General features: G+C 44.6%; 21 protein-coding genes. 17 read left to right on the top strand and 4 right to left on the bottom strand.

All coding sequences use genetic code 11. The features are described 5' to 3' along the window. Positions 1-16: 16 nt before the first annotated feature. The 8 genes from ptsP to L4D12_RS11390 all read left to right on the top strand — a co-directional run bounded on the left by ptsP (position 17) and on the right by L4D12_RS11390 (position 9058). Positions 17-2548 carry a phosphoenolpyruvate--protein phosphotransferase gene (gene ptsP, locus L4D12_RS11425; protein WP_428447965.1) on the top strand — a complete coding sequence of 844 codons (2532 nt, stop codon included), beginning with the start codon at positions 17-19 and terminating at the stop codon, positions 2546-2548. 46 nt (positions 2549-2594) lie between these two features. Beyond that, positions 2595-2948, top strand: coding sequence for a SemiSWEET transporter (locus L4D12_RS11420; protein ID WP_428447964.1), 354 nt, complete (start codon positions 2595-2597; stop codon positions 2946-2948). A gap of 184 nt (positions 2949-3132) precedes the next feature. Continuing rightward, on the top strand, positions 3133-3681 hold the full coding sequence (locus tag L4D12_RS11415; RefSeq protein ID WP_428447963.1) for a hypothetical protein: 549 nt from the start codon (positions 3133-3135) through the stop codon (positions 3679-3681). Then, the gene (locus L4D12_RS11410) at positions 3663-3977 is read left to right on the top strand and encodes a PTS fructose transporter subunit IIB (protein ID WP_428447962.1); all 315 of its coding nucleotides are present in this window, start codon (positions 3663-3665) and stop codon (positions 3975-3977) included. The genes L4D12_RS11415 and L4D12_RS11410 overlap by 19 nt, the downstream gene beginning before the upstream one ends. Continuing rightward, positions 3970-5091, top strand: a complete 1122-nt coding sequence (locus L4D12_RS11405) for a PTS fructose transporter subunit IIC (RefSeq protein ID WP_428447961.1) — start codon at positions 3970-3972, stop codon at positions 5089-5091. The genes L4D12_RS11410 and L4D12_RS11405 overlap by 8 nt, the downstream gene beginning before the upstream one ends. 23 nt (positions 5092-5114) lie before the next feature. After that, positions 5115-7202, top strand: a complete 2088-nt coding sequence (locus tag L4D12_RS11400; RefSeq protein ID WP_428447960.1) for a metallophosphoesterase — start codon at positions 5115-5117, stop codon at positions 7200-7202. Between the two features lie 138 nt (positions 7203-7340). Beyond that, the gene (locus L4D12_RS11395; protein ID WP_428447959.1) at positions 7341-8138 is read left to right on the top strand and encodes an NPP1 family protein; all 798 of its coding nucleotides are present in this window, start codon (positions 7341-7343) and stop codon (positions 8136-8138) included. Between the two features lie 50 nt (positions 8139-8188). After that, a complete protein-coding gene (locus L4D12_RS11390) occupies positions 8189-9058 on the top strand; it encodes an endonuclease/exonuclease/phosphatase family protein (RefSeq protein ID WP_428447958.1) in 870 nt (289 codons plus the stop codon). Between the two features lie 89 nt (positions 9059-9147). Here L4D12_RS11390 and L4D12_RS11385 read toward each other — a convergent pair whose 3' ends face one another. The 4 genes from L4D12_RS11385 to L4D12_RS11370 all read right to left on the bottom strand — a co-directional run bounded on the left by L4D12_RS11385 (position 9148) and on the right by L4D12_RS11370 (position 14043). Beyond that, positions 9148-10362, bottom strand: a complete 1215-nt coding sequence (locus L4D12_RS11385; RefSeq protein ID WP_428447957.1) for an aromatic amino acid transporter — start codon at positions 10360-10362, stop codon at positions 9148-9150. Positions 10363-10492: 130 nt separating this feature from the next. Beyond that, a complete protein-coding gene (gene tnaA, locus L4D12_RS11380; protein WP_428447956.1) occupies positions 10493-11959 on the bottom strand; it encodes a tryptophanase in 1467 nt (488 codons plus the stop codon). A gap of 223 nt (positions 11960-12182) precedes the next feature. After that, on the bottom strand, positions 12183-12257 hold the full coding sequence (gene tnaC / locus L4D12_RS11375) for a tryptophanase leader peptide (protein WP_428448018.1): 75 nt from the start codon (positions 12255-12257) through the stop codon (positions 12183-12185). A 343-nt stretch (positions 12258-12600) separates the two neighbouring features. After that, positions 12601-14043 (bottom strand): sugar porter family MFS transporter, encoded by a 1443-nt coding sequence (locus L4D12_RS11370; protein ID WP_428447955.1) that lies wholly within the window; start codon positions 14041-14043, stop codon positions 12601-12603. 567 nt (positions 14044-14610) lie between these two features. On the opposite strand from L4D12_RS11370, the gene iolE reads away from it, so the two are divergent. The 9 genes from iolE (at position 14611) to L4D12_RS11325 (ending at position 24612) form a co-directional block, all read left to right on the top strand. Then, the gene (iolE, locus tag L4D12_RS11365; RefSeq protein WP_428447954.1) at positions 14611-15504 is read left to right on the top strand and encodes a myo-inosose-2 dehydratase; all 894 of its coding nucleotides are present in this window, start codon (positions 14611-14613) and stop codon (positions 15502-15504) included. Positions 15505-15626: 122 nt separating this feature from the next. Continuing rightward, on the top strand, positions 15627-17498 hold the full coding sequence (iolD, locus tag L4D12_RS11360) for a 3D-(3,5/4)-trihydroxycyclohexane-1,2-dione acylhydrolase (decyclizing) (RefSeq protein ID WP_428447953.1): 1872 nt from the start codon (positions 15627-15629) through the stop codon (positions 17496-17498). A gap of 112 nt (positions 17499-17610) precedes the next feature. Then, positions 17611-18786 carry a Gfo/Idh/MocA family protein gene (locus tag L4D12_RS11355; protein WP_428447952.1) on the top strand — a complete coding sequence of 392 codons (1176 nt, stop codon included), beginning with the start codon at positions 17611-17613 and terminating at the stop codon, positions 18784-18786. A gap of 12 nt (positions 18787-18798) precedes the next feature. Continuing rightward, positions 18799-19794, top strand: a complete 996-nt coding sequence (gene iolC, locus L4D12_RS11350; RefSeq protein WP_428447951.1) for a 5-dehydro-2-deoxygluconokinase — start codon at positions 18799-18801, stop codon at positions 19792-19794. Between the two features lie 261 nt (positions 19795-20055). Continuing rightward, positions 20056-20925 carry a 5-deoxy-glucuronate isomerase gene (locus L4D12_RS11345; protein ID WP_428447950.1) on the top strand — a complete coding sequence of 290 codons (870 nt, stop codon included), beginning with the start codon at positions 20056-20058 and terminating at the stop codon, positions 20923-20925. Positions 20926-20936: 11 nt separating this feature from the next. Then, a complete protein-coding gene (locus L4D12_RS11340; protein WP_428447949.1) occupies positions 20937-21764 on the top strand; it encodes a class II fructose-bisphosphate aldolase in 828 nt (275 codons plus the stop codon). An 80-nt stretch (positions 21765-21844) separates the two neighbouring features. Continuing rightward, positions 21845-22678 (top strand): MurR/RpiR family transcriptional regulator, encoded by an 834-nt coding sequence (locus L4D12_RS11335; RefSeq protein WP_428447948.1) that lies wholly within the window; start codon positions 21845-21847, stop codon positions 22676-22678. 122 nt (positions 22679-22800) lie between these two features. After that, positions 22801-23628, top strand: coding sequence for a sugar phosphate isomerase/epimerase family protein (locus L4D12_RS11330; RefSeq protein ID WP_428447947.1), 828 nt, complete (start codon positions 22801-22803; stop codon positions 23626-23628). Between the two features lie 87 nt (positions 23629-23715). Continuing rightward, positions 23716-24612 (top strand): DMT family transporter, encoded by an 897-nt coding sequence (locus tag L4D12_RS11325; RefSeq protein ID WP_428447946.1) that lies wholly within the window; start codon positions 23716-23718, stop codon positions 24610-24612. Positions 24613-24837: the final 225 nt, after the last annotated feature.

The following is a 24837-nucleotide window of genomic DNA, read 5'->3' as shown; positions in this document are numbered from 1 at the left end:
AAGTTGAGGATCTGATATGACAAAACAATTTGAATTTATCAATGAGCTGGCCAATGGCATTCATGCCAGACCCGCTGCTGAGATAGAACGCCGTACACAAGCATTTCAATCTCACATTACCTTGGTAAATAAAACCAAAGGGTTAACCGTTAACGCGAAAAGTGTGTTGGCGCTGGTAGGGGCTGACGCAGTACTGGGTGACCGCTGTCAGTTTATTTTTGATGGTGAGGATGAAGCGACGGCTTATGAGGCTATTCAGCATTACATAATCCAAGAATTCAGACACTGTGACGAGCCACTGGCACCCATTGTGTCAAATGAGGGGATGCCACTGCCTGTCTCATTGGCGATGGCAGAGCCGTGCTATTTACGCGGTAGCGTTGTATCCCAAGGTATAGGACAAGGTAGACCGGTCTTTTGTCGCCAGATCAATCTTCATCAACTTGCAGAGGAGGCTCCATCACAGAAAAGCGAAACGGTGACTCAGCATTTATCGGCTGGGCTGGAGGCATTGCAACGGCAGCTAGCCACTGCTTTAGCAGCAACAGATCCGGCAGCAAAAGAAGAGTCTGCGATTTTGCAGGCACATTATCAGATAGCCAGTGACAGTGTCTTTTGTGAAACGCTGCTTAGCCATGCCGGACAAGGTCATTCCCTCAAGGCCATTGCCGTGGCAAGCGATGAGCTGAAAGCTCCGCTGCTTAATAGCCAGAGTCAGTACATGAAAGAGCGGGCATTGGATATAGAAGATTTATGTACCCAACTAGCGGCGATTGTGATGGATAAGCCGTTAAAAATCCCATTGGTGTTAACCGATGACAGTATTGTGATTGCAGAGAACCTGACGCCTAGCGAATTGTTGGCGCTGGATAAATTATTACTGAAAGGTATGGTGCTGACCCAGGCTGGGCAGACGTCTCACACGGTGATTTTGGCCCGATCATTTGGTATTCCGGTATTAACAGGGATTGAGCATCTTCAGTCATTTCTCCTCGGGGCTGAGTGGATGATATTGGATGCGCAATACGGTTGTCTGATCCGGGAGCCGGATCAAAAAGTAGCCATGTTTTACGCACTCGAAGCAAGAAAATCAGTAGCAAAATCTGAACTATTGGCTCCTTTTATTATGGCAAAGGGAAAAGCAAAAGACGGTCAACCAATGGCGCTATACGCCAATATCGCTGTGGGAGTTGAAGCAGAAGCGGCGTTTTCCCAAGGTGCGGAAGGTGTTGGTTTATTTCGTACTGAAATGCTGTTTATGGATCAGCCAGAAGCGCCGACGGAAGACATTCAGTTGGCCATCTATCGTGACGTTGTAACGGCATCAAAGGGTAAGCAAGTGATCATTCGAACCCTCGATATCGGTGGCGATAAACCCTTGCCGTATTTAGCATTACCAGAAGAAGAAAATCCATTTTTGGGTTACCGGGCCATACGGATGTATCCGCAGTACCAAGGTCTGATTGAAACCCAGCTGCGGGCGATATTACGGGCAACTGAAGTGGGTGCTATTGATATTATGATCCCGATGATCGCCTGTGTTGAGGAAGTGAAGTGGATTCATCAGCTCTGTCAGCAGTGTGCTGATCAATTGACTCAAGAAGGTCATCAAATGGGTACGTGGCGGCTGGGGATCATGGTTGAAGTGCCATCAGCGCTGTACTTGCTGGAAAAGGTGGCGGGCTTTATTGATTTTGTCTCTATCGGTAGTAATGACCTGACTCAATATTTCATGGCATGTGATCGTGGTAATACGCACATTAATGCCTTGTATGACAGTTTGAATCCGGGATTCATTGCCTTCCTGCGTGATATTGCCGTAACGGCAAAGCGGGCTGGGCTTGAGTTAGGTATTTGCGGTGAAATGGCAAGCGACAGCCGTGCATTACCGCTTCTATTAGCGATGGGATTTGATGAAATCAGCCTGTCATCACCGAATATTGCCATGTTGCGCTCACAACTGAGTCAGCTTGATAGCGCGGCATGCCAAACCTTGTTGACTGACGTTATTGGTCAAGAAAATGCAGCACAGGTCAGGACAAAAATTGATCATTTCTGGCAGCAGCAAACCAGACCGGAGATATTAGATGAACGTTTGGTAGTGTATTGTGATGGTCGCGATAAAGCCAGCGTGATCAAAATGTTGACAGACAATTTGGATGTCCAGGGACGAGTAACGCGAGGCGATGCAGTCGAGCAAGCCATTTGGGATCGTGAAGCGATTTTTGCGACCTCATTAGGGTTCGCGGTGGCAGTGCCACACTGCAAGTCAGAACATGTGCTGCATAACAGCATATCAGTGGCCCACCTTTCAGAACCGATTATATGGAATAGCAAAGATAATGAAAGTGTTTCGACCGTGATTATGCTGACGATTTCCAGTCATGATAAGGATGGTACTCATATGCAAGTTTTCTCGAAGTTGGCCCGAAAGTTAATGCATAGCGACTTTAGGCAAGCATTAATGCCAGCCAACCCTGAGGAAAAGAAGAGCCCAGAGCAAACAATTGCATTGCTTAAAGGGTGTTTGTTTGAACAAGTGGCTTGATGCTTAGTTGTAATTTAGCCGAATTGAAGATGAATTGAGTAAAGTAATGAAGATGTTTTCTTTAAATGTGATGGTCGCAATCAGTGTGTGTCTAGTGGGTTTTCCTTTTCTTTTAGAGAATCCTACCTTGCTGGGGAGTTTAGCTGCTGCCTGTACAACACTGTCCTTTTTGCCACAGGTGATTCACACGATAAAGACGAAAGATACAACAGGCATATCATTGGCGATGTACATTATGTTTGTTTTTGGGGTGTTCAGCTGGCTAGTCTATGGTTATATATCTAATGACTTGCCATTGATGTTGGGAAACGGAATTACACTGATATTATCCAGTGTTGTTTTATATCTTAAATTGAAACATTCAATTAATTCTAATTCACAGGTTGAATATGATTTATAAAATTCACAGTGATGAACTTATTGATAATAAACATTATAATTGATTGTCAGTAATTCGTTCACATCTATAATGATATTATTAAACTTGTAAAGAAGACTATTAGTAATGTGATCTTGGTCTTGGTGTTAAATGGATAATACTGTTACGATTTAATCGTTAACTATTAATCTTGTCGGTGAATGTAATGTTCAATGGAATGATGATATTAAATAAGGTATTAGAGCAAGGGAAAGCTTGTTTGCTTCCTATGCTACTATTACTTGAAAATCTCAGCATTTCATTGTTTCCTGAAACGGACAAGTTAGAAGCACTTGATGATAATGAGCACGATGAGTTAGATGACATTGCGATGCAGTGGTCTAGCTTGTGGAATAGTTTAACTAAGCAGCGAAAGATACGAAATCAGTATTATGTACAAGGTGCTGATTTTATGGCAATAGATGCGGCAAAGACTATTGTTTTGCTTCATGCTGTTGATGTTAAATTACTTTCTCATGTGTACGAGGATTCTGCGGTTAAGCGAATTCAGGCATGTCATCATAATGTGGGTGATCCTGCTCTGGCTAACCAGATTCGTTCTGTCGGCGCTGTATTCCCTTCATTTTATACCTTCAATCAGAATAATATTACGTATATTAAAAAGCACAGAAAGACCATGTTGTCTTTGCTGTGCTTTTTTTATTTTAATCCAGTGAAATATAAAAGAGGTACTTTATGTATTTTGTCTGTGTAGCTGCTTGCCCAACAGGTGTAGCGCATACTTATATGGCCGCTGAGTCATTGATGTTAATGGGAAAGCAATTAGGTCATGAAGTGAAAGTTGAAACTCAGGGAGGTCTTGGTATTGAAAATACAATAACGGATGAAGATCTTATTCGAGCAGACGGCTGTATTATTGCATCTGAAATTGCCATCGCAAATAAAGAAAGATTCTCAAGGTTACCGGTTTTGGAATGTGCAGTGTCTGATCCAATTAAACATGGTGAAGCCGTATTTGAAGCATTATGCGAGGAAATAAATAATGGCTAAGTTTACGATGAATAAACAAGAAAAGTCATGGGGAACCGAAGTAAAGCAAGCCATCATGACCGGCGTTTCCTATATGTTGCCACTGATCATTGCCGGTGCGGTGATCATGGGGATAGCCCGTATTGGGGCCTCATTCTACGGCATAGATAATATTTGGGATGGCAGCCATGCCGATGCCGCGAGCGCTTTGGTGCGCATGTTCCATGCTTTTGATGGTTTTGGGGGCTTGGCGCTGGGGTTAATGTTGCCGGTGGTTGCGGGCTATATTGCGTTCTCTATTGCGGATAAGCCGGGGATTGCCCCGGGCATGGTGGCCGGACTACTGGCTAAGGACTTGGGGACTGGCTTTCTTGGCGCGTTAGTCGCTGGTTTTATTGCGGGCTATATCGTTCGGTTGCTCGTGACTAAGATAAAACTGCCTAAATCGATTGCATCAGCCGGCCCCATTTTTATCATCCCTGTTGGCGGTACACTGCTCTCTTGTTTGATCATGATGTACATCATTGGTGACCCATTAGCCGCCATGAACCGCGGACTCGAGACCTGGCTATTGAGTATGTCGGACAGTAACAAAATTCTATTGGCAGCGGTGGTTGGCGGTATGGTCGGGTTTGACCTTGGTGGCCCTATTAATAAAGCGGCAGTGACCACTGCGATGGCAATGCTGGCATCGGGTATTTATGATCCGAATACTGCCGCGCAGGTTGCCATTATCATTCCGCCGATTGGTATCGGTTTAGCCACACTTATTTGGAAACAGCGTTTCCCACACTCCCTACAAGATGCAGGTAAAGCCTCGACATTAATGGGGTTGATCGGTGTATCAGAAGGTGCCATCCCGTTTGCGTTAGCAAATCCAAAAATCATTATTGTGAACGTACTGGGTTCCGCGGTTGGTGCTGCATTAGCTGTAGGGTTAGGGGCGGTAAACCGCGCGCCAATCTCCGGATTTTATGGCTGGTTAGCCGTTGAAAGCTGGGGAGTGTATGTGCTCGCAATAGCGGTCGGCTCAGGGATCATAGCTGTGGGCTCTTTGCTGGTGTTTAAAGGTGAAGAACTACCGGTAAAGAAAGAAGAAGCAAAACCGAAGTTTAAAGTTACGAAAGCACAATAATAAAAATCATGGAGACTCACGTAATGAAAACGTTCGCAAAAAGCACTGTAGCACTGTTACTTTCATGCGGTCTTGGCTCGGCCATGGCCGCAGAGAATATCCAAGTGGCTTTTATGCCAGATATTCATTTTCACGATGTGTATGGTGAATTTAAAGATGGTAGCTATCAGGGGCTAAAAAATAGCAAGAGTGGTGAAAACGCGACAATTCGTAGTATGCATGCCCAGCTTACGTCTACTCGGTTATTCAATGAAAACTACTTTGCACTGCTGGCGGCATTGGATGATGCCGTCAGGCGAGGTGTAAAGTATATCGCGCTACCTGGTGATTTTAGTGATGATGGCCAGCCAGTACATATTCGAGGCTTGAAGAAGATTTTGGATCAATACGCCCAAGAACACGGCATCGAATTTTTTGCCGCACCGGGTAACCACGATCCTGTCAGGCCGTTTGATCGACCAAGTGGTGAGGGGGACTTCCTTGGTATTGAGGGCAAAACCCAGCGCATGTACAGCAAAGGTGCCAAAGAGTGCCAGGGATACGCTGGTCAATTCGCCGTTATTGATGCCGGTTATGAATTACCGACAGTGTGTACGGAAGAAATTCGCGAGTTAGGCTATGAAGGCTTACTGGCTGAATTGGCCGATTTGGGGTTTTATCCGCAAGCGTCAAACCTTTATTGGGAAACGCCGTATTCAACCTATAGCCAAAAAAATTATACACATGATGTCGCTACGACACAGTCAGTTTTTGCGAATCGTCAATATGAAATTTGCCATCAGGGTATTGGAGGTAAATACAAACAAGCTGATTACACGGCATGCTTTATGGTGCCAGATACCAGCTATTTAGTTGAACCGGTGGAGGGGCTCTGGTTGCTCGCTATTGATGCCAACGTCTATCTCCCCAATGCGGATGCCGATACCAGCCAACCCGCTTTAGCGGCTAATTTCGGTGGTTCAGGTAACTCGGGCTACAACAAAATGCTGACCCACAAAGCCCATGTCATTGAGTGGATGAAAACCGTTGCTGAGCGTGCCGACGCTCAGGGTAAAACGCTGGTGGCATTCAGCCATTTCCCGATGACGGAATTCTATAATGGCGCAGCAGAAACCATTGAGGATATCTTTGGTGCCGGGAAGTTCCAGCTAGCACGCTCACCCAAAGAGGATGTCAGTAAGGCGCTGGCACAAACAGGCATTAAATTGCATGTGGGCGGTCATATGCACTTTAATGACACGGGTGTGAAGCAATACGACGATGGCTCGTTCTTGATTAATGTTCAGGCTCCCTCAATGGCGGCTTATGTACCTGCGTATAAGCTTTTGACGTTTAAACCCAAGCAGCAAGTGGAAGTGGAAACTATTATTTTAGATACCGTGCCTCGCTTCAATGAACTGTTTGAGCACTATGAGCAAGAATGGCAGCACTTGAATGCCAAAGGGGAAAAGCAAATCTGGAATAAAGATGTGCTTACCTCTCGTGATTACTATGAGTTCACTAACTGGCATATTACTGAACTGACTCGGATGCGTTTTCTACCTGAAGAGTGGCCATGCGATCTAAAACAGATGGTCTTTGCATTAAACGGCAGGCAAATGATGGTATTGAGCCAGTTAGATAGTCCGCTTACCCAGCAGCAAGTCGCTCAGTTAACTAATGGGCGTCAGTCGATTGAAATTTGTCAGGCATCATCAGTACCTACGCAATTTGAATCCACCACAATTGCTGATCCGGCATTTGCAATCGCATGGGAAAAAGCGACTCAAAAAGCAGAAAAACTGGCTGAGCAGCATGGCCTGAAGTTGACTGATTTTGCTGAGTGGAACGGGTTTGATCTCGCCGTTGATTTCTATCGGTTAAGAAATGCTGATGAACTGGCATTTAAAGATATCGATCGTTCTCGTATGCCGCAATATGAATTAATTGCGACGACGTTAGCACAGCATATGGCTGTGAATGATATATCAGAATCAGCTCAATTTGGTGAGGTATTCAAGCAGCGATTTGGTGGTTTGTTTGGCATCCTGTCTAAATTTGCCAGTGGTCAGCCTAGCTATCATTTTGAGCTTGATTTAGAGAAGGGCACAATTTCTGACCTTAAAAAGTAAAATCATAAATAGCACTAACAAGTAAATACAGAAAATTATAATACCGTAGGCAGTCAGTTGATAAAATTCAGAATATTATTGGGTTCCTCTGCGTTTGTCCGTTGATTGCCTTTTATTTGTTAATAATAAGGTTATGTTATGAGATTACATTATATTTCGTTAGTCGGTCTACTTATTTTTCCGTGTGTGGATGCTGCAGATTATCCTCGATTAGATGAGGCCTTACCACCAAATGGGATCATTAATGATCTAGAACCTGTTTTTGATTTTGATACTGACGGTTGTTTACCCTCTGCGGGTATAAGTCGCTATGGCGAGCAAAATCTAGGGCTGAATAACTCAGGCCCGATAACAGGTGAGTGTCGTGATGATAGTTTTTTAGATACTTCGAACACATTACATCGCTATGCATGTATGGAGAGTCAAGGTGATAATTATTGCGGCCATTTCTATTCACTGTATTTTGAAAAAGATCAAACAATGGAGGGGTGGGATTGGTTTGGTCATCGGCATGACTGGGAGCATGTGGCGATATGGACTCTGAATGGAGAGATTACCCACGGAAGTTATAGTGCCCATGGTGATTTGAATACCAAGCCGCGTAGTGAGCTGCCGATGGTGGGTGAGCAGGTGAGATTTGTTTATCACAAGGATGGTGGCTTAACTCATGCGATGCGTTTTTCCAAGCCTAACGAAGTGGCTGAAAATAACTATGGTCAATTTGTCACGCCTGTTGTTATCAGTTGGTATGACTTGGTTGGCGATGGTATCAGTAATGAAATGATGAGAAATAAATTAAATAGTTTTGATTATGGAAAAGCAACCATACCGTTGAAAGACAGTAATTTCAGAACGAATTTAAATACATATAGACCTGCCGGATACCCGGAATTTACCCAGGAAAGTATTGAAGCATCAAATTTAAACCGTAACTAAATGCAGGACAGCGAATAATCATTCCTTTTATATCTTATATGGAGATACTAATGAAAAAATTAGCCTTATTTATTATTGCCTCAATGGCGTTGCCTGTTTTTGCTGATGATTTTAATGTCATGTCATTCAATATACGCAATAGCAAAGACAGTATTGTTGGCAGTGAATATGATGGAAAAAACACATGGGATAACCGCAAAACAATTGTTACCGAGATCTTTGATGAACAAGATATCGATATTGCGGGTTTGCAGGAAGCTTTTAGCGATCAGATCATATATCTAGCCCGAGAGTTACCCGATTATGGTTGGGTCGGTGTAGGGCGTGATGATGGCAATGCTAGCGGAGAAGCGGTGCCAATTTTTTACCGTAATGATAAGTACATTAAACTCGGTGGTGGCACATTTTGGCTGTCTGAAACACCAGAAGTGGTTGCCAGTGTTGGCTGGGATGCGGAACTGACGCGGATCACCAGTTGGGTGCGTCTCGAAGAAAAAGACACAGGGAAAAGGGTCTTAGTGTTTAATGCGCATTTTGACCATATAGGTAAAGTTGCTCGCCAGCAGAGTGCGAAGTTATTGAGTGAAAAAGCCAAAGAGATTATCGGCACAGGTAATGATGCCGTTATTGTGCTGGGTGATCTGAATTTTGAACGCAAAGACACCGCATCGTATCAGGCTATCACTGATTTATTTAATGATGCACGGGATATCACTAAGAAGCCTTTCATTGGTGTTAATGGGGTAGAGGGCAAGACGTATACCTACCATGGTTATGATAATGCCCCAACTGAAGATATCGATTATATTTTTGTAAACGACAAGCTGAATGTGAACAGTTTTGAATACTTGAATGTCATCAAGAAAGGGATTTATGCTTCTGATCACTTAACGGTACTATCAAACGTCTCGTATAAGTAAGAATAAAAACAAGAAAAGAGAAGGGGGCTTAAAGCCCCCTTTGTGTGTTTATCTCGTTACTGTACTGCTGATATTTCAACAATCAGTTGTTAACCAAGGAATGATGGCAACATGCCTAGCATACCCATGAAGTGGAATGCGGCAGTTAACAGACCAAAACCGATCACGATGGTGATCATTGCTTGCCCGCCAGGTGCCATGAAACCAGTATTACCCGCGGCTAAGGTACGTGATTTCTTTGCTAGTAGGGCAGGGATAATACATGCCCAAACGGTTGCTGCCGCGCCAGCATAGCCAATGGCAACCACGAAGCCGAATGGGAAAAGCACTGACATGACAAGCGGTGGTAAGAACGTTGCAAGCCAAGTTTTGGTACGGCCTTGCTTGGTGTCTTCAAATTTGAAGAAATCGGCTAAGAAGTCAAACACCCCTAGACCGACACCAATGAAAGAGGACAGAATAGCGGCCATTGAGAAGGTGTTGATAGCGTTAGACACTTTCTCAGACTCAATCACTGAACCGAGTGATTTAAGTAGAATATCAACGTTACCGCCTTGTTCAATAATAGGACCAAATGCATGGCGAGGAAGGTTGCCAAAGATACTGAATAGCCACAAAACATAGAGTGCCAGAGCGATAACCGTTCCGCCCAAAATAGCTTGTTTGGCTTTCTGCTCTTCGCCGTAGTAGGCGCGCATGGTTGAAACCGAGTGGTGGTAACCGAAAGAGGTCAACGCAACAGGTAATAGTGCCATGGCATACGGTGCATAGTTTCTTTCTTCATTTAAGGTATCAAACAGGACGGACATGTCGACTTTGATCGCCAGACCAGATACGCCGAAGACGAAGCTGAGAATCATGAAAGTAATAAGAACAACAGAAATTCTATCTACTGCACGTGTGGAGTGCCAAACGAAGGTTGAGAATACCAATACAAATAAAACAGACGCGATTTTTGAATTGATCCCCAGCATATCTTGTAAAATAAGACCAGAGGATGTGATATAAGCATATAAAAGAATACCGCCAACAAAGTAGACGGTTAAATTATTAATGAAATTGATTTTGTCACCGAGTAGATCTTTGGTGACAGTATTAAATGATACTTTCAAGTCGTAGGATTTAAATGCCTCTAATAACATCCAACCAGAAATAGTCATTACGATCATTGTTATTGTGATTGCGAGGAAAGACCAAACTGTCCATGCACCGGCTCCTGCACTTGGGAGGCCCAGCATGCCTGCACCGACACAGATACTGGCAATAATGCAGGCGCCCCCTAATAAAGATGGACTCTTATTCATGATTTACTATCCTTGAAATTTCACGTTATTGGAATTGTGACTCTAAACGTTATTGTCATATGGGTATGACTTATAAATTATTACGCTTAGCAAAAAGCGCAGCCGGATGGCTGCGCTTTAATTATTATTATTATGCTTCTTCTAATACTTTTGCTTGTGGTGCGGTGTTAGCTTCTACGGTTTCAACTTCTTTTAAGCGAGCGGTAAAGTGACGTAATACCGCTGGCTCGTACGTGAAATCCAGACCTTTAACATTGTGTGCGTTCTTCTTCACTTCACCGAACGCTTCTATGATAAAGTCCATGTGCGTCTGCGTATAGGTTGCACGTGGAATAGTCAGTCGTAGTAATTCCGCCGGACATGGGTGCTGTTTGCCTGTTGCTGGGTCACGACCCAACAGTAGAGAACCGATTTCAACAGAGCGAATACCCGCAACTTTATACAATTCACAAGCCAGTGCGTGTGCAGGGAATTGATCGGCAGGGATATGTGGTAGTAACTTACCAGCATCAACGAATGCCGCGTGACCACCCGCCTGCTGGCAGACTACACCAATGGCTTCAAGGCCATCTACAAGGTACTGAACCTGATTGATACGGTATGCTAACCAGTCTTGACGCATACCGTCGTACAGACCAACAGCAAGACGTTCCATTGCGCCGCCTTCTAAGCCGCCGTAAGTTGGGAAACCTTCCTGGATAACACAAAGGGTACGACACTCAGTATACGTATCCATCATTGATGCGTCTTTGAAGCAAAGTAGGCCACCCATCTGTACCATGGCATCTTTCTTCGCTGACATTGCTAGGCCATCAGCATACTTATAGGTTTCGCGGGTAATTTCTTCAATTGTCCAGTCTTGGTAACCTTCTTCACGCTGCTGAATGAAGTAAGCATTTTCAGCAAAACGAGCCGAGTCCATAATCACTGGGATATCATACTTCTGGCCAATTTCGTATACCGCTTTTAGGTTGGCGATAGAAACAGGCTGACCACCTGCTGAGTTACAAGTAATGGTGCTGATAATGTATGGAACGTTCGCCGGACCCGCTTCAATAATCGCTTGCTCTAGTTTTTCTAAGTCAAAGTTACCTTTGAAATCTGCATTTACAGATGTGTCGAAAGCTTCTTTAGTGTAAACATTTTTCGCTACACAGCAGTTAACCTGAGTGTGGCCTTGGGTAGTGTCGAAGAAGTAGTTAGACAGTGCCACCATTTTAGTACGGTCAAGGCCTTTTTCGATTTCACGCTTTTTGATCAGTACAGGAATGTAGATCTGTTCTGCGCCACGTCCTTGGTGAGTAGGGATGGTTAGCTCATAACCAAAAATGTCTTTTACCGCATTTGATAGTGCGTAGTAGCTACGGCTGCCGCTGTACGCTTCATCACCACGGAACATTGCCGCTTGCATTTCTTGAGTGATTGCACCAGTACCACTGTCTGTTAGCAAATCAATAAATACATCTTCACTGTCTAGCAAGAATGGGTTCATACCTGCTTTTAAGATAGCTTCTTCACGGTATTCACGAGTAGTGCGCTTTACTGGCTCAATAACACGGATACGGAATGGTTCAGGTAAGTGCTTAAAGTTTTCCATGATATATTTTCCTATTATTTTATTCTTTAATACTGGTCGTTTATATTATTCAGCTAATAAAGAATATAATTATACTTAATAACCTGAGATATAATCACAAGGTTGTTTTTAAATAGATGTATTAATATCGAATAAGTAATTACCATATGACAAATTAATTGTCGTGATGAAAATCAAATAATTGATATTTTAATGTGCACGTACAGAGATGTGCGAGAAAGAATTAGTTTGCAGGAAAAAAGAAGGCAATTTTAAAGTCGAGGGTAAACCAGCGACTGTTGAATTTAAGATTATTCATGTTACACCTATTTGAAAATCCACGTTTTAGCTTATAGATATGATTATCTATAAAAAATGAAATGCGTCATCTAAATAAAATACATTTTGAGAACTCACTAACAAAAAAAACACTATAGTGTGCGTTAGGTCAGGTTTGATTGGTTTATTATGTTGATGGTGATCACTAATAGCCTGATATGGCGGAGGTAATTAAATTATTAAGCAGGTGATTATGCTGATAATAGCAAAAGATTTGATATGACTGGCGAACTTCGGGATTTATTGTTGGTATACATTCATAGTCAATGACAAAAATGCAGGCTTATTACGAGATAAGCCTGCAGGATTTAGAGGAATGTGAGCTACGCGTTTGCTTTAGCGGTAGTGACAGGGACTTTTTTGCCCAATTTGGCAGCCATGACTTCTTCCATTTTCTCCAGGCTGACACCTTTAGTTTCAGGTACGTATTTCACGACGATAACCATACAGATAATGGAGAGAAGCGCGAATAACCAGAAGCTAAATGCACCATTGAAATTCTCTTTTAGGTAGGCATTTTCATTGAGCATCGGGAATGATTGGGTCACAAGGAATCCCGTGAACCATTGAGCACCAACTGCAATTGACATTGCACGAGTACGGATACTGTTCGGGAAGATCTCAGATATCATCGTCCAACAGGCACAGCCCCAAGAGGTCGCGTAGGCAACAACATACAGACACAGTGCGAAGAGCGCAGCGTAGCCTTCAGTTTGAGTGTAGAGAACGTAACCGACTACGAACATACCTAAAGCACAGCCTAAAGTACCGTATTTCATTAATGGCAGACGGCCGACTTTATCAATTAGATACATACCCAGAGCGTTACCGAGAATAAAGACGATGCCGACAAAGGTGGTTTGGAATAGCGCGTTTTCAGTACTGCCTGTAATTGGCTTAAGGATCTCAGGGGTGTAGTACATGATGACGTTGATACCAGTTAGCTGCTGAGCGGCTGCAACGAAGGTACCGATAATTAGAATAGCAAACAGTAGTGGTGAACGTAGACTGACGCGTTTTTTATTCGATGAATTTGAATCAACCAGCGAGTCTTGAATTTCACTGATTAAGCGATCCGCATGTTCTGGGTTAGAGATACGAGACAAGGTATCTTTGGCTTTTTTAAGTTGTCCATTGAGTACCAACCAGCGAGGCGATTCAGGAATAAGGAATAATAGACCTGCAAACAGGGCGGCAGGGATCATTTCAGAACCTAGCATCCATCGCCAGCCTAAATCAACCAGCCATTCTTCAGACATTCCTTTTGCAATGAGATAGTTAACATAGAATACCCCTGTCTGACCGATAACTGCAGATTGTTGAAACATACTAACAGCGCGGCCGCGGAAGTCTTTAGGTGCGACTTCTGACATATACATGGGGGAGACAACACATGCCAGACCGACAGCAACACCACCGACAATACGGAGCCAAACATAGAAGGAGAAGGTTTCAGCCAGTGCAGAACCTATTGCTGAAATCATGAAGAGGATAGCGGCAATGAAAAGGGTATTACGGCGGCCGTACTTAAGCGCGGACCAACCAGCGCCGAGTGCACCGAGAATACTACCAAGTACCACACTGGAAACCGCCCAGCCTGTTTGCGCTGCAGATAAGTTGAAGTGATCACGTATAGGGCCAATCGCTCCCGAGATTACCGCTGTATCATAGCCTAGTAAAATGCCGCCTAACGCCGCGATACAACAGATTCTTATAATATAAGCGATATTATGTTTATGGGACAGTGCCCCGGTAGTGGGTGACATGTTCTACTCCTTGATGAGATTCCCGTCTCTTACTCAACCATCGAATAAGTTTGAGTTGGGTAGTAGTCCGATACATCTATTACTGTAGGGTATGGGTATCGGTAGATTATTTTTCGCCAATATTGTTATTAGTGATATTTTTCTTTGAAAATATTTTTCCATTTGGCGATGGTCAAATCATATGCCTTCCTACCTTCGTCTGCTATAGCTGAAAAATGGTTTTATCTTAAAATGTTATCTCAGTCATGTTCTGATAAATATTTTTCAAAATATAGATTTAATGTAACTTGTTGTTTTTTAATTACTTATACCATATGTGATCTTGCTCATAAAACCATCAAAAGCCGCGTGGTTACTGGGTTTTTTCAATATTTAAGACGCGGTTTCAGATCTTTTTTAGTGGTGAAAAATATTTTTCAAAATTATTTTTTCGGTTATAGTGATTTCCAGTGAAGCAAAGGTGAAGATTGAAAAATGATTTTCGGGAATATGACGAAAATATCACCCGGAAAACCAAGTTCAATTTCATCATCTCAATATTAAAAATGACTTTGTTGGAGAACAAACATGAGCAATGTGCAATATGGAATCAGCCCTCTTACTTGGACTAACGATGATATGCCAGAACTTGGCGGTGATATCCCATTGGAAACATGCTTGAGCGAGATGGCTGAGGCTGGCTTTACTGGTACAGAGCTTGGAACGAAATACCCTCGTGAGCCAGAAGTGCTAATTCCGTTGTTAGAAAAGCATGGTCTTGTACTTGCTTCTGGTTGGTACAGCGGCAACCTGATGACACTCACAGCAGAAGAAGAAATTGCAGCAATGCAGAGTCACATTAAGCTTCTGAAAGCCGCAGGTTGTAAGGCAATGGTATTTGGTGAAGTGAGCAACACAGTTCACGGTGATATCAATACTCCACTGTCACAGCGTGTGATTTTAACCATGGACGAGTGGAAAGTGTACTGTGAAAAGCTAACTGTTGTAGCGGATTACTTGCTTAATGAGCACGACATCAAGCTATCTTTCCACCACCACGTTGGCACCATTTGTGAAACAGAAGATGACATCAATCTGATGATGGAACTGACTGGTGACGCGGTTCACTTAACGCTGGACACTGGCCACATCACTTACGGCGGTGGTAACCCAGTGACAATGATCAAGCGTTGGGGTCACCGTATCGGCCATATGCATTTTAAAGACCTGCGTTTGGATGTCATGAAGACAGCGCGTGATGCTGATAAGTCATTCTTGAATGCTGTGCTTGACGGTGTATTTACAGTCCCTGGTACGGGTGATGTTAACTATGACGATGTCTTTGCCGCACTGAAAGAGCGCGACTATAAAGGTTGGCTACTGGTTGAAGCAGAGCAAGATCCAGCTAAAGCCCACCCATTGACTTACGCAAAAACAGCATATGAAAACATCACAGGCTACGCCAATAAATACGGCCTGTAAGTTGTAATCTATGCCTGGGGGTGAAAGCCCCCAATGACACACTGGCTGTCGCAGGATATGGAATAGCGGATAGTCAGAATAGGGATGGCATATTTTTCGGGTAACGAAAATCGAGGAAGACAATGAATACTGTACGCCTGACTGTTGCTGAAGCGCTTGCAAAGTACCTTGCAGCACAAATGATTGAAATTGATGGAAAGAAAGAACAACTTTTCGGTGCTGCCTTTGCTATTTTTGGTCACGGTAATGTGACGTGCTTTGGCCAGCAGCTGAAAAATATCGAAGACAAAATTCCAACTTGGCGTGGTCAGAATGAACAGTCAATGGCGACAGCGGCCATTGCGTACGCCAAGGCTAACCAGCGTCGCCGTATTGGTATCGCAACCAGCTCTATTGGCCCAGGTGCAACGAATATGGTTACAGCGGCGGGTATCGCCCACACTAACCGATTACCATTGCTGCTTATTTCTGGTGATGCGTATGTCAGTCGCCTACCAGATCCTGTTTTACAACAGCCGGAGAATTTTGAAGATCCGTCTGTAACATCAAACGATGCCTTTAAGCCCCTGACTCGCTATTGGGATCGTATATTATCGCCATCTCAGTTAATGCATACGCTTCCTCAAGCGCTGGATACCATGCTGGATCCTGCTACGTGTGGCCCTGTATTCCTTGGCCTGCCACAAGATATCCAGGGTGTTGCGTATGATTTCCCTGAAGTGTTCTTTGCCGAAAAATTGCATCGCATTCGCCGTCCAGAGCCAGAAATGGTGGTACTGGAAGAAGCAAAAGACATCTTAATGCAAGCGAAGAACCCTTTGATCATCTCAGGTGGTGGTGTTCATTATTCATTGGCAACTGATGAGCTGGCTGCTTTTGCTGCCAAGCATAATATCCCAGTGGTCGAAACCATTGCTGGCCGTGCCACGATGCTGCAGGACAATCCGCTAAATGCTGGCCCAATTGGGGTAACAGGTTCAGATTCCGCTAACCATATGGCGAATGAAGCTGACGTTGTACTGGCTATTGGTACGCGCCTGCAAGACTTCACAACCGGTTCTTGGACCGTATTCCAGAATCCAGAAATGAAGTTGATCAGCATTAATGTGGCAAAATTTGATGCGATTAAGCACATGTCATACCCGGTCTTGGGTGATGCGAAAACCTGTATGACTAAACTGTCAGTACTGCTGGGTGACTGGCGTGCAAGTGATGACTGGTCTGATAAAGCTAAAGCTGAAGCGGATGAGTGGAAAGCGTTAGTACACCGCCGTACTCACCCTCAAGAAGGGGATTTGCTACCGGGTATGTCTTCTTATGCAGAAGTGATCGGTAAGTTGAATGTGTCGATGGAAAAAGGCGACACCGTTCTCACAGCAGCTGGTGGGTTACCCGCCGAGCTGTCAATGAACTGGCAAAACTACCAGATTGGTAAGTTTGATATCGACTTTGGCTACTCATGCATGGGTTATGAAATTGCCGGTGGTTGGGGCGCGAAGATCGCCAACCCAGATAACGATGTCGTGGTGCTGGTGGGGGATGGCTCTTACATGATCCAGAACTCAGATATCTACTCATCAGTATTGACTGGCCATAAGATGATTGTGGTGGTGTGTGATAACGGTGGATTCGCGGTTATCAATAAGCTCCAGAACAATACCGGTAATGAGTCATTTAATAACCTGCTGGCAGATTGCCGACGTCCTGCCGGTGAACTCGCCCGTGTTGATTTCGCCAAGCATGCAGAAGCACAAGGGGCAATCAGCGAGAAACTCACATCGATTGATGAGTTTGATGCTGCCTTTGCCCGCGCCAAAGAAGCTGACCGTACTTATGTCATTGTTGTTGATATTGACCCAGTTTCACCAGCAGCATGGTCGGTGTGTGATTGTTGGTGGGAAGTCGGATTGCCACAAGTGACTCGCAATAAAGACACCGCGGCCAAAGTTGCAGGGTGGGAAGAAGGGCGAACACATCAGCGTCGTGGCGTGTGAATACACAATTTATTCAGTAGCAAATTTAACTTTTCCAATAATTTAAATGCAGGTATCGCGGGTGCAAAGGGATGATTTGTTCATTCCGCGATATCGAGCAAGGAGCAAAACCATGTTTAATGAAGAACGTCATTTTGATCAACCAATCCGCTGGGCAATGGTCGGTGGTGGCCGTGGTAGCCAGATCGGTTACTCACACCGTAATGCGGCACAACGTGATGGTCTGTTCAAGTTAGTTGCCGGTGCATTTGATCTTGATGCAGATCGCTGCCGTGATTTCGGTACCAATTTGGGTCTGGCTAGCGACCGTTGTTATGCCAGCTACAAAGAGATGTTCGTAGCCGAAGCGCAACGTGAAGATGGCATTCAGGCTGTGTCTATCGCCACCCCTAACTCTACCCACTACGAAATTTGTAAAGCGGCACTTGAAGCCAACTTGCACGTGGTGTGTGAAAAGCCAATCACGTTCACGACAGAAGAAGCAGAAGAACTTAAAGTGATTGCGGCTAACAACAACCGCGTTATTGGTGTGATGTACGGTTACTCGGGTTTCCCAATGGTTCAGCAGGCGCGTGAAATGGTTAAGCGCGGCGATTTAGGTGAAATCCGTATTATCAACATGCAGTTTGCCCATGGCTTCCACAACGAAGAGTATGAACTCAATGATCCTGGCCTGAAATGGCGTGTAAGCCCATCAGTATCAGGCCCGACTTATGTATTAGGCGATATTGGTACTCACGCATTCTACTTATGTGAAGTCATGACCGGCCTAGAAGTTGACCGCCTATCTTGCATGCGCCAGAGCTTCATTCAGTCACGTACACCGCTTGAAGATAACGCCCATGTGATGATGGAGTTCAAAGGTGGCGCAGTCGGTACACTTTGGGCATCAGCCGTGAACGCTGGTTCTATGCATCAGCAGAAAATCCGTATCGTGGGCTCAAAAGCGTCTATCGAATGGTGGGATGAGCAGCCAAACCAACTTCGCTATGAAATTCAAGGCGAGCCACCACGCATCCTAGACCGTGGCATGGGTTACCTATACCAAGATGTTGCAGGGGTCGCATCAAACCGTGTCGGTGGTGGTCATGCAGAAGGTTACTTTGAATCTTGGGCGAACTTATACCACCGTTTTGCATTGGCATTTGATGCCGCAAACCGTGATGACCAGCAAGCACTGGCTGATATCTGGTTCCCAGGTATTGATGCAGGTATCGAAGGTGTACGCCTTTGTGAGAAGTGTGTTGAATCTGCAGATCAAAATGCAGCATGGGTAGAGTACAAGTAATAGGGCCTTACTATGACAAAGATTGCACTTCAGCAAGATCGTAAGCTGGATGCCATCGTGTTAGGTCGTGCGGGCGTGGATCTCTACGCCCGTGAATCCAACACCGACATGGCAGATATCACTGGATTTAATAAGTTCGTCGGCGGCTCGGCAGCGAATATTGCCGTCGCTATCAACAGACTGGGCGGTAAAGTCGGGTTTATTGGTTGTGTTGCTGATGATGCATTCGGTGGTTACGTTAAACAGTACATGTCAGGTCAGGGAATCAACCTTGATGGCATGATGACTGACAATTCAGGTTCACGCACGTCAGTGGCTTTTACTGAAATGAAGCCAAGTGATTGTACCGTTCTGATTTATCGCAACAAAGCCTCGGACTTGACGATTAAGCCTGAGCAGGTGAGTGCCGAATATATTGCCAGTGCCAAAGTACTGGTGGTAACGGGGACAGCCTTGTCAGAAAGCCCAAGCCGAGAAGCAACACTCATTGCCATGGAGCATGCACGTCGCAGCAATACGCTCGTGGTGTTGGATGTCGATTACCGTCCTTATTCGTGGCGTACTGACGTGGATGCATCGATTTACTACGGTATTGCGGCAGGCTTGTCAGACATCGTGATTGGTAACCGTGAAGAGTTCGACATGATGGAAACCGTGTTGGCTCCGGGTAATACCGATGATGATGCAACGGCCGATCGTTTCTTACGCGCCAATACACAAGTTGTGGTGGTGAAAGCAGGGGAGTTGGGTTCGAAAGTCTACTGCCGCGACGGCCATAAGTTCCAGCAAGGAATTTTCCGTGTCGAAGTACAAAAACCATTTGGTTCCGGTGACTCTTTTGCTGGCGGGTTAATTTGGACCTTAGTGAACGGCGGCGCACTGGAAGATGGCGTGAAACATGGCTCTGCAGCAGCGGCGATTAATGTCAGCGGCAATAGTTGCACCGAGGCCATGCCAACCAAAGAACAGTTATTTGATTTTATTGAGACCAGGGAACAACGCCTTTAGTGATGGGTTTTGAGTAAGTGATTATCTCAAAGCAGTAGCAAAAAGGTATTTTGGTCAGCCGGGCCAGTATTAAGCACTGGACACGTCTAGAAGTGATATACGCACCATCGAGGCCCGGCTTTTTTATTTTTACATCAATGCTTTATTTGTCAAAAAATTAGGCGTTAAACGTTTTGATGTCAGTTATTTAAATATCCAATAATTCATACACGCAGTACTGGCTAGCGAAAGCGAGAGGTAGGGCTGTAAGGAGAAAGAAACATGGGCAAGCATATCCCTCCGTTTGATAATAAGAACCAACCTATCGTCGATGTAAATGATGAAGTTACTCCGCTGTGTTATTTCAATCAGGTCCGTCTATCTCAAGGTGAAAAATATACCCATCAGGTTGTAGGTTATGAATCCGTTATTGTATTAGCGGGTGGTACCTGCTCTATCACAGTCAGTAATGGCGAACAGTCGGTCGTATTCGATAATATAGGTCAGCGCAAGTCAGTGTGGGATGGCAATCCAGAATCTGTGTATGTCCCGCTGGGGTATAGCGCAGAGATCGAATGTGTCAGTGACAATGCCGACATTATGATTGCAGGTGGCAAGTTTGAAGAGTCACTGGAGCCGTTCTGTATTCGTCAGGAAGAAACTGACATTGTCCAATATGGGTCAGATGACACTAAAACACACCGTAAAATCAAGCATGTACTTGGTCAGTCAAATGCGGACAAACGTGGCCGCTTACTAGTGAGTGAACTGTTTACAGTTGGTGCGGGTGGTTGGTCGGGCTTTCCGCCGCATAAACATGATGAAGACCGAATTAAGCCTGACGGCAGTAAAGAAACCCTGTACGAAGAAGTCTACCAATTCCGTTTTAATCCCGATTTCGGTTTTGGCGCGCAGTTTTTATACGAGCATGAAGATGATTTTGGCCCGGTATATCATGTACGAACCGGTTCGGTGATAGCGATAGATAAAGGTTATCACCCGAGCGTGGCCGCCCCCGGTTATGAAATGTATTACTTCACTATCATTGTGGGTAAAACGTCTAAATCGCTGGTTCAGCATTTTGACCCCCACCATGAGTATCAGGTGAATACAATTCCTGGCATCAAGGACATGATTGCCAAGTTTAAATAAGGAGAGATGACATGCTTGTAAATTTAAATGATTTACTGCCTCAGGCAGCAGCATCAAATTACTCAGTGCCTTGTTTTAATGTGTTTGGTTATGAAGATGCGCGTGCCGTGGTTGAAGCGGCAGAGGAAGTGGGTAAGCCCGTGATCCTCGCTTGCAATAAAGATGTGGTGGAGTTTTATGGTGTCGAAGTTGCAGCCGCAATGTTCCTCAACCTTGCCTGTAATAGTACTGTGCCCGTTTGTTTGCATTTAGATCATACCTATGAAGAAGAGATCGTTTTTCGCGCATTGAAGGCAGGGTTTAGCTCGGTGATGTTTGATGGCTCTCAGCTATCGCTGGATGAGAATATTGCCCGTACTCGTAAGGTCGCCGATGTGGCGCATGCGCTTGGTGCATCGGTCGAAGGTGAGATTGGCTCTGTGCCTTATGATGAAGGGCGTGATCATATCAAGACCATTTATACTGAACCTGCAGACGCAGCACGTTTTGCACAAGAGTCAGGGGCTGATTGTGTCGCGATTTCAGTGGGTAATATTCATCGCCTGACAGAGCCTACATGTAGCATTGATTTTGGTTTATTAGATCGTATTGCCAACGCGGTGTCTATTCCTCTGGTCATTCACGGTACCAGTGGGATCCGTGATGAAGATATGCAAAAGTTGAAACTGAGTCGGGTGTCTAAATTCAATATCGGTACCTGCTTACGTCAAGCATTGGGTCATAATTTACGCGATTATATGAACAGTGAACCACAAAAGTTTGATCGCATTTATTTTATGCAAAAGGCAATGCCTTATGTGAAGCAAGAAGCGATTCGCAACTTTATGTTATTGTCATAGAATACCCCTCCCGGGTGGTTATCACCCGGGCATTTTATTTTTACTTTTTATTTTATTTATTAACGGGATGGCGATGGGTTATGGATGTTGAAGAACAAGTTCCCGTGGATTTGGATACGTTACGTGAGTTGATTGTGAAGCGCTATGATGGGCTGAGTCAACGGCTCCAGCAGGTCGCGGATTTTGTCATGGCGCAACCTATGCTGGTGGCTGTTGAAACCATGGCAACCATTGCCGAACAGGCGAATGTACCATTATCTACCCTGAGTCGTTTTTCGAATACCATGGGGTATTCGGGGTTCAGCTCTATGCAGGTGTTATTCCGAGACCAATATCTTAATCGCCCCCGCGACTATAAAGAGCGAGTAAGAAAAGCGCGCGAAAGTGATGAGGTGAGCCAGTATTCCCCTATGGCTATCTTTCAGGATTTTGGTCAAGCCAATATCGATGCCTTGGAAGAACTTCAGGTGGCGGTATCGCCGCAAAAGTTGGATCGTGCCGTTTCATTATTAGAAGGCGCTGAAACGATTTATATCCAAGGTATGCGACGTGCGTATCCTGTTGCATTTTATCTGTGGTATGCCTTGATGAAATCTGACAACAATGTGGTTTTGCTAGATGATCACGGCGGTATGTTGGCACCACTGACTCGGCGGATGACAGAGAAAGATGTGTTATTCACGGTAACATTCAGCCCCTACGCACCAGAAACCAGTACCCTGATTGATGCAGCGCACGAAAAAGGCGTTCCCATTGTTGCGATTACGGATAACCAGATGAATGCTCAAGGCAGTAAGATGGAAGTTTGTTTTGAAGTCCAGGAGGGGGACGTGATGGGCTTTCGCTCGCTCAGTTGCTCTATGTACTTGGCGCAAACCTTGGCTGTGAGCTTAATGTGCCAAGATAATAAATAACGCGGCTTAAATTCTTTTTTAATTACAGTTTCTCTCCTCGTCTTTTAATTCAACAGACGCTATCAATTGGTAGCGTTTGTACCTCTAATATCGATGACACAATGTGTCGCTAAGGATGGACTATGCGTTTTGCTCTGCATGGAATGTGTTCGCTATACAGCAATATTCTCTCTGATATCCGATTAGCTAAGGAAACGGGTTATGAGGGGCTTGAAATACATACTGATAAACTCTGGCGCTATTTAGATGCGGGTTTAACCAGTCAGTTGCTGAATGAGCGCTTGCAAGCTGCAGGTATTAAACCTTCTGCCATTGATATTATTGGTGGCGTTGAAGGCGCAACAAGAGAAGATCAAAAGCGGCTGTTTGAACAAACCGAAACCTTATGCCTGGTAGCCAAAGAGATTGGTGCGCCAACGATTCAGCTTAACGCTTTCGAAGGACTCAATGGACTTTCTATTGCTGACAATATTCGTCTGACAGCTGCGAACATTAGAAGTATTGCTGATATTGGCCGTGATTTTGGTATCCGATTCCAGTATGAAGGGGCAGCCTGGACGCCGATCGCGAGCTTAGATGATTATTTACGCCTGCATGATGCGGTATCTCGTGATAATTTTGGTTTTGTTCTCGATACATGGCATCTCTGGGCTTGCCGAGGTGCAACCCCTGAACAAGTGGTAAAAATCGATAAAGATCGTATTTATAATGTGCATTTTTCAGACGGGAAACGGCCTGCTATCGGCGAGACTTGGCCGAATGAAAGGGCCCTGCGTGGTTATTTATTAGGCGAGGGAGATATTCCCTTACAAGAGTGGGCTAGCGCAATTTTAGAAACCGGATATGATGGCTTCTGTTCTGGGGAATTTCTTAATGATCAGCTGTGGGAGCATGATCATTATGAGCTTGCCAGTCACATGCTTCAGGGAATGAGAGCATTGGTTAAGTAAGGAAAATCAGTCTGTTTATTGGATACATGAATTGGACACATTATTTGGAGGCCGAGTGCCTCCTTCTTGCACAAGGAGCGTTTTACAATGCAATTAGAACGCCGTGCGGATTTAATTCTCGTCGGAACCACGCTGTTAGCGTCCGCGGGATGGATTTTCTCAAAAGAATCAATTCAAGGCCTACCACCGTTTGGGTTCATTGGCTTACGATTTGTCATGGCATCATTTTTTTTACTGCCTTTTTGCTATGCCAAATTTAAACAAGTCGATAATCGTGATATGGCGAAAGCAATGGGAGTTGGGAGCCTGTTGGGAACCGCACTATTGATATGGATTCATGCCATATCTATCAGTGATACCCTCGGGGAAGGGGCGTTTATCATGAGTCTCTCGATGCTGATTGTCCCATTGGTGGCTTGGATTTTGTTCAAAACAAGGCCCCCCCGCGTATTTTGGTTAGCACTACCAGTTGCGTTGTCAGGTCTGATCATGCTGTCGTTTGGTGATGGTGCAGCTTGGCAGTTTTCAGCGAACCAACTCGCGTTTATGGGTTCGGCAGTGATGATGGCAATCCATTTCAATCTCAATAGCAAATACGCCCGTCGGATCCCAACATTATTACTGACTTGTTTGCAGCTATTTGTTATTGGGTGTATGGGGTTAGTTGCATCAGCATTATTTGAAAGTTGGCCTGTCTCTGTGAGCACTACGACATGGGGCTGGTTTACGTTGAGCATGTTGGTGGCAACCAGTTTACGCTATGTTATGCAGACCGCAGGACAAAAAGACAGTTCGCCAGCAAACGCTGCGATTATTATGATCCTTGAGCCTGTATGGACAGTCATACTCAGCGTTATTTGGTACGCAGAACAGATGCCAGCACATAAACTAGTGGGTTGTACGATGATCTTGCTGGCCTTGCTGACCTACCGTGGTGGGCCATTACTGTTTAAACGTATTTACCATCGTCCTTCGCCATTGTAACGTTGGTCTTTGAGTGTCAGCATCTTAAACGTAGTTATTTTGTATTTATTACGGTGTTTATGGCTTTTTCATTATTTTTTTCGTTTGATAGCACAATACCTGACATAACGGCTCCTAATTGAATATATTGCTTGGGTACATGCGCTAATGTAACGCAACAGTATTCGCTATAAAAATAGGGATAATCTATTTCATCAATAGGTATTTGCTATTGGCTTAATCATG

The sequence above is a fragment of the Photobacterium nomapromontoriensis genome (assembly GCF_050336815.1).
GTDB lineage: Bacteria > Pseudomonadota > Gammaproteobacteria > Enterobacterales > Vibrionaceae > Photobacterium > Photobacterium nomapromontoriensis.
This window is presented reverse-complemented; position numbering and strand designations above follow the sequence as displayed.

Coding starts and splice junctions, on each gene's coding strand:
- L4D12_RS11405 (WP_428447961.1), top strand. CDS start 3,970: ATGGCTAAGTTTACGATGAATAAACAAGAAAAGTCATGGGGAACCGAA.
- L4D12_RS11330 (WP_428447947.1), top strand. CDS start 22,801: ATGCGTTTTGCTCTGCATGGAATGTGTTCGCTATACAGCAATATTCTC.
- L4D12_RS11395 (WP_428447959.1), top strand. CDS start 7,341: ATGAGATTACATTATATTTCGTTAGTCGGTCTACTTATTTTTCCGTGT.
- iolD (WP_428447953.1), top strand. CDS start 15,627: ATGAATACTGTACGCCTGACTGTTGCTGAAGCGCTTGCAAAGTACCTT.
- L4D12_RS11345 (WP_428447950.1), top strand. CDS start 20,056: ATGGGCAAGCATATCCCTCCGTTTGATAATAAGAACCAACCTATCGTC.
- L4D12_RS11340 (WP_428447949.1), top strand. CDS start 20,937: ATGCTTGTAAATTTAAATGATTTACTGCCTCAGGCAGCAGCATCAAAT.
- L4D12_RS11410 (WP_428447962.1), top strand. CDS start 3,663: ATGTATTTTGTCTGTGTAGCTGCTTGCCCAACAGGTGTAGCGCATACT.
- L4D12_RS11370 (WP_428447955.1), bottom strand. CDS start 14,043: ATGTCACCCACTACCGGGGCACTGTCCCATAAACATAATATCGCTTAT.
- L4D12_RS11390 (WP_428447958.1), top strand. CDS start 8,189: ATGAAAAAATTAGCCTTATTTATTATTGCCTCAATGGCGTTGCCTGTT.
- tnaA (WP_428447956.1), bottom strand. CDS start 11,959: ATGGAAAACTTTAAGCACTTACCTGAACCATTCCGTATCCGTGTTATT.
- iolE (WP_428447954.1), top strand. CDS start 14,611: ATGAGCAATGTGCAATATGGAATCAGCCCTCTTACTTGGACTAACGAT.
- iolC (WP_428447951.1), top strand. CDS start 18,799: ATGACAAAGATTGCACTTCAGCAAGATCGTAAGCTGGATGCCATCGTG.
- L4D12_RS11325 (WP_428447946.1), top strand. CDS start 23,716: ATGCAATTAGAACGCCGTGCGGATTTAATTCTCGTCGGAACCACGCTG.
- L4D12_RS11400 (WP_428447960.1), top strand. CDS start 5,115: ATGAAAACGTTCGCAAAAAGCACTGTAGCACTGTTACTTTCATGCGGT.
- L4D12_RS11355 (WP_428447952.1), top strand. CDS start 17,611: ATGTTTAATGAAGAACGTCATTTTGATCAACCAATCCGCTGGGCAATG.
- L4D12_RS11415 (WP_428447963.1), top strand. CDS start 3,133: ATGTTCAATGGAATGATGATATTAAATAAGGTATTAGAGCAAGGGAAA.
- L4D12_RS11385 (WP_428447957.1), bottom strand. CDS start 10,362: ATGAATAAGAGTCCATCTTTATTAGGGGGCGCCTGCATTATTGCCAGT.
- L4D12_RS11335 (WP_428447948.1), top strand. CDS start 21,845: ATGGATGTTGAAGAACAAGTTCCCGTGGATTTGGATACGTTACGTGAG.
- L4D12_RS11420 (WP_428447964.1), top strand. CDS start 2,595: ATGAAGATGTTTTCTTTAAATGTGATGGTCGCAATCAGTGTGTGTCTA.
- ptsP (WP_428447965.1), top strand. CDS start 17: ATGACAAAACAATTTGAATTTATCAATGAGCTGGCCAATGGCATTCAT.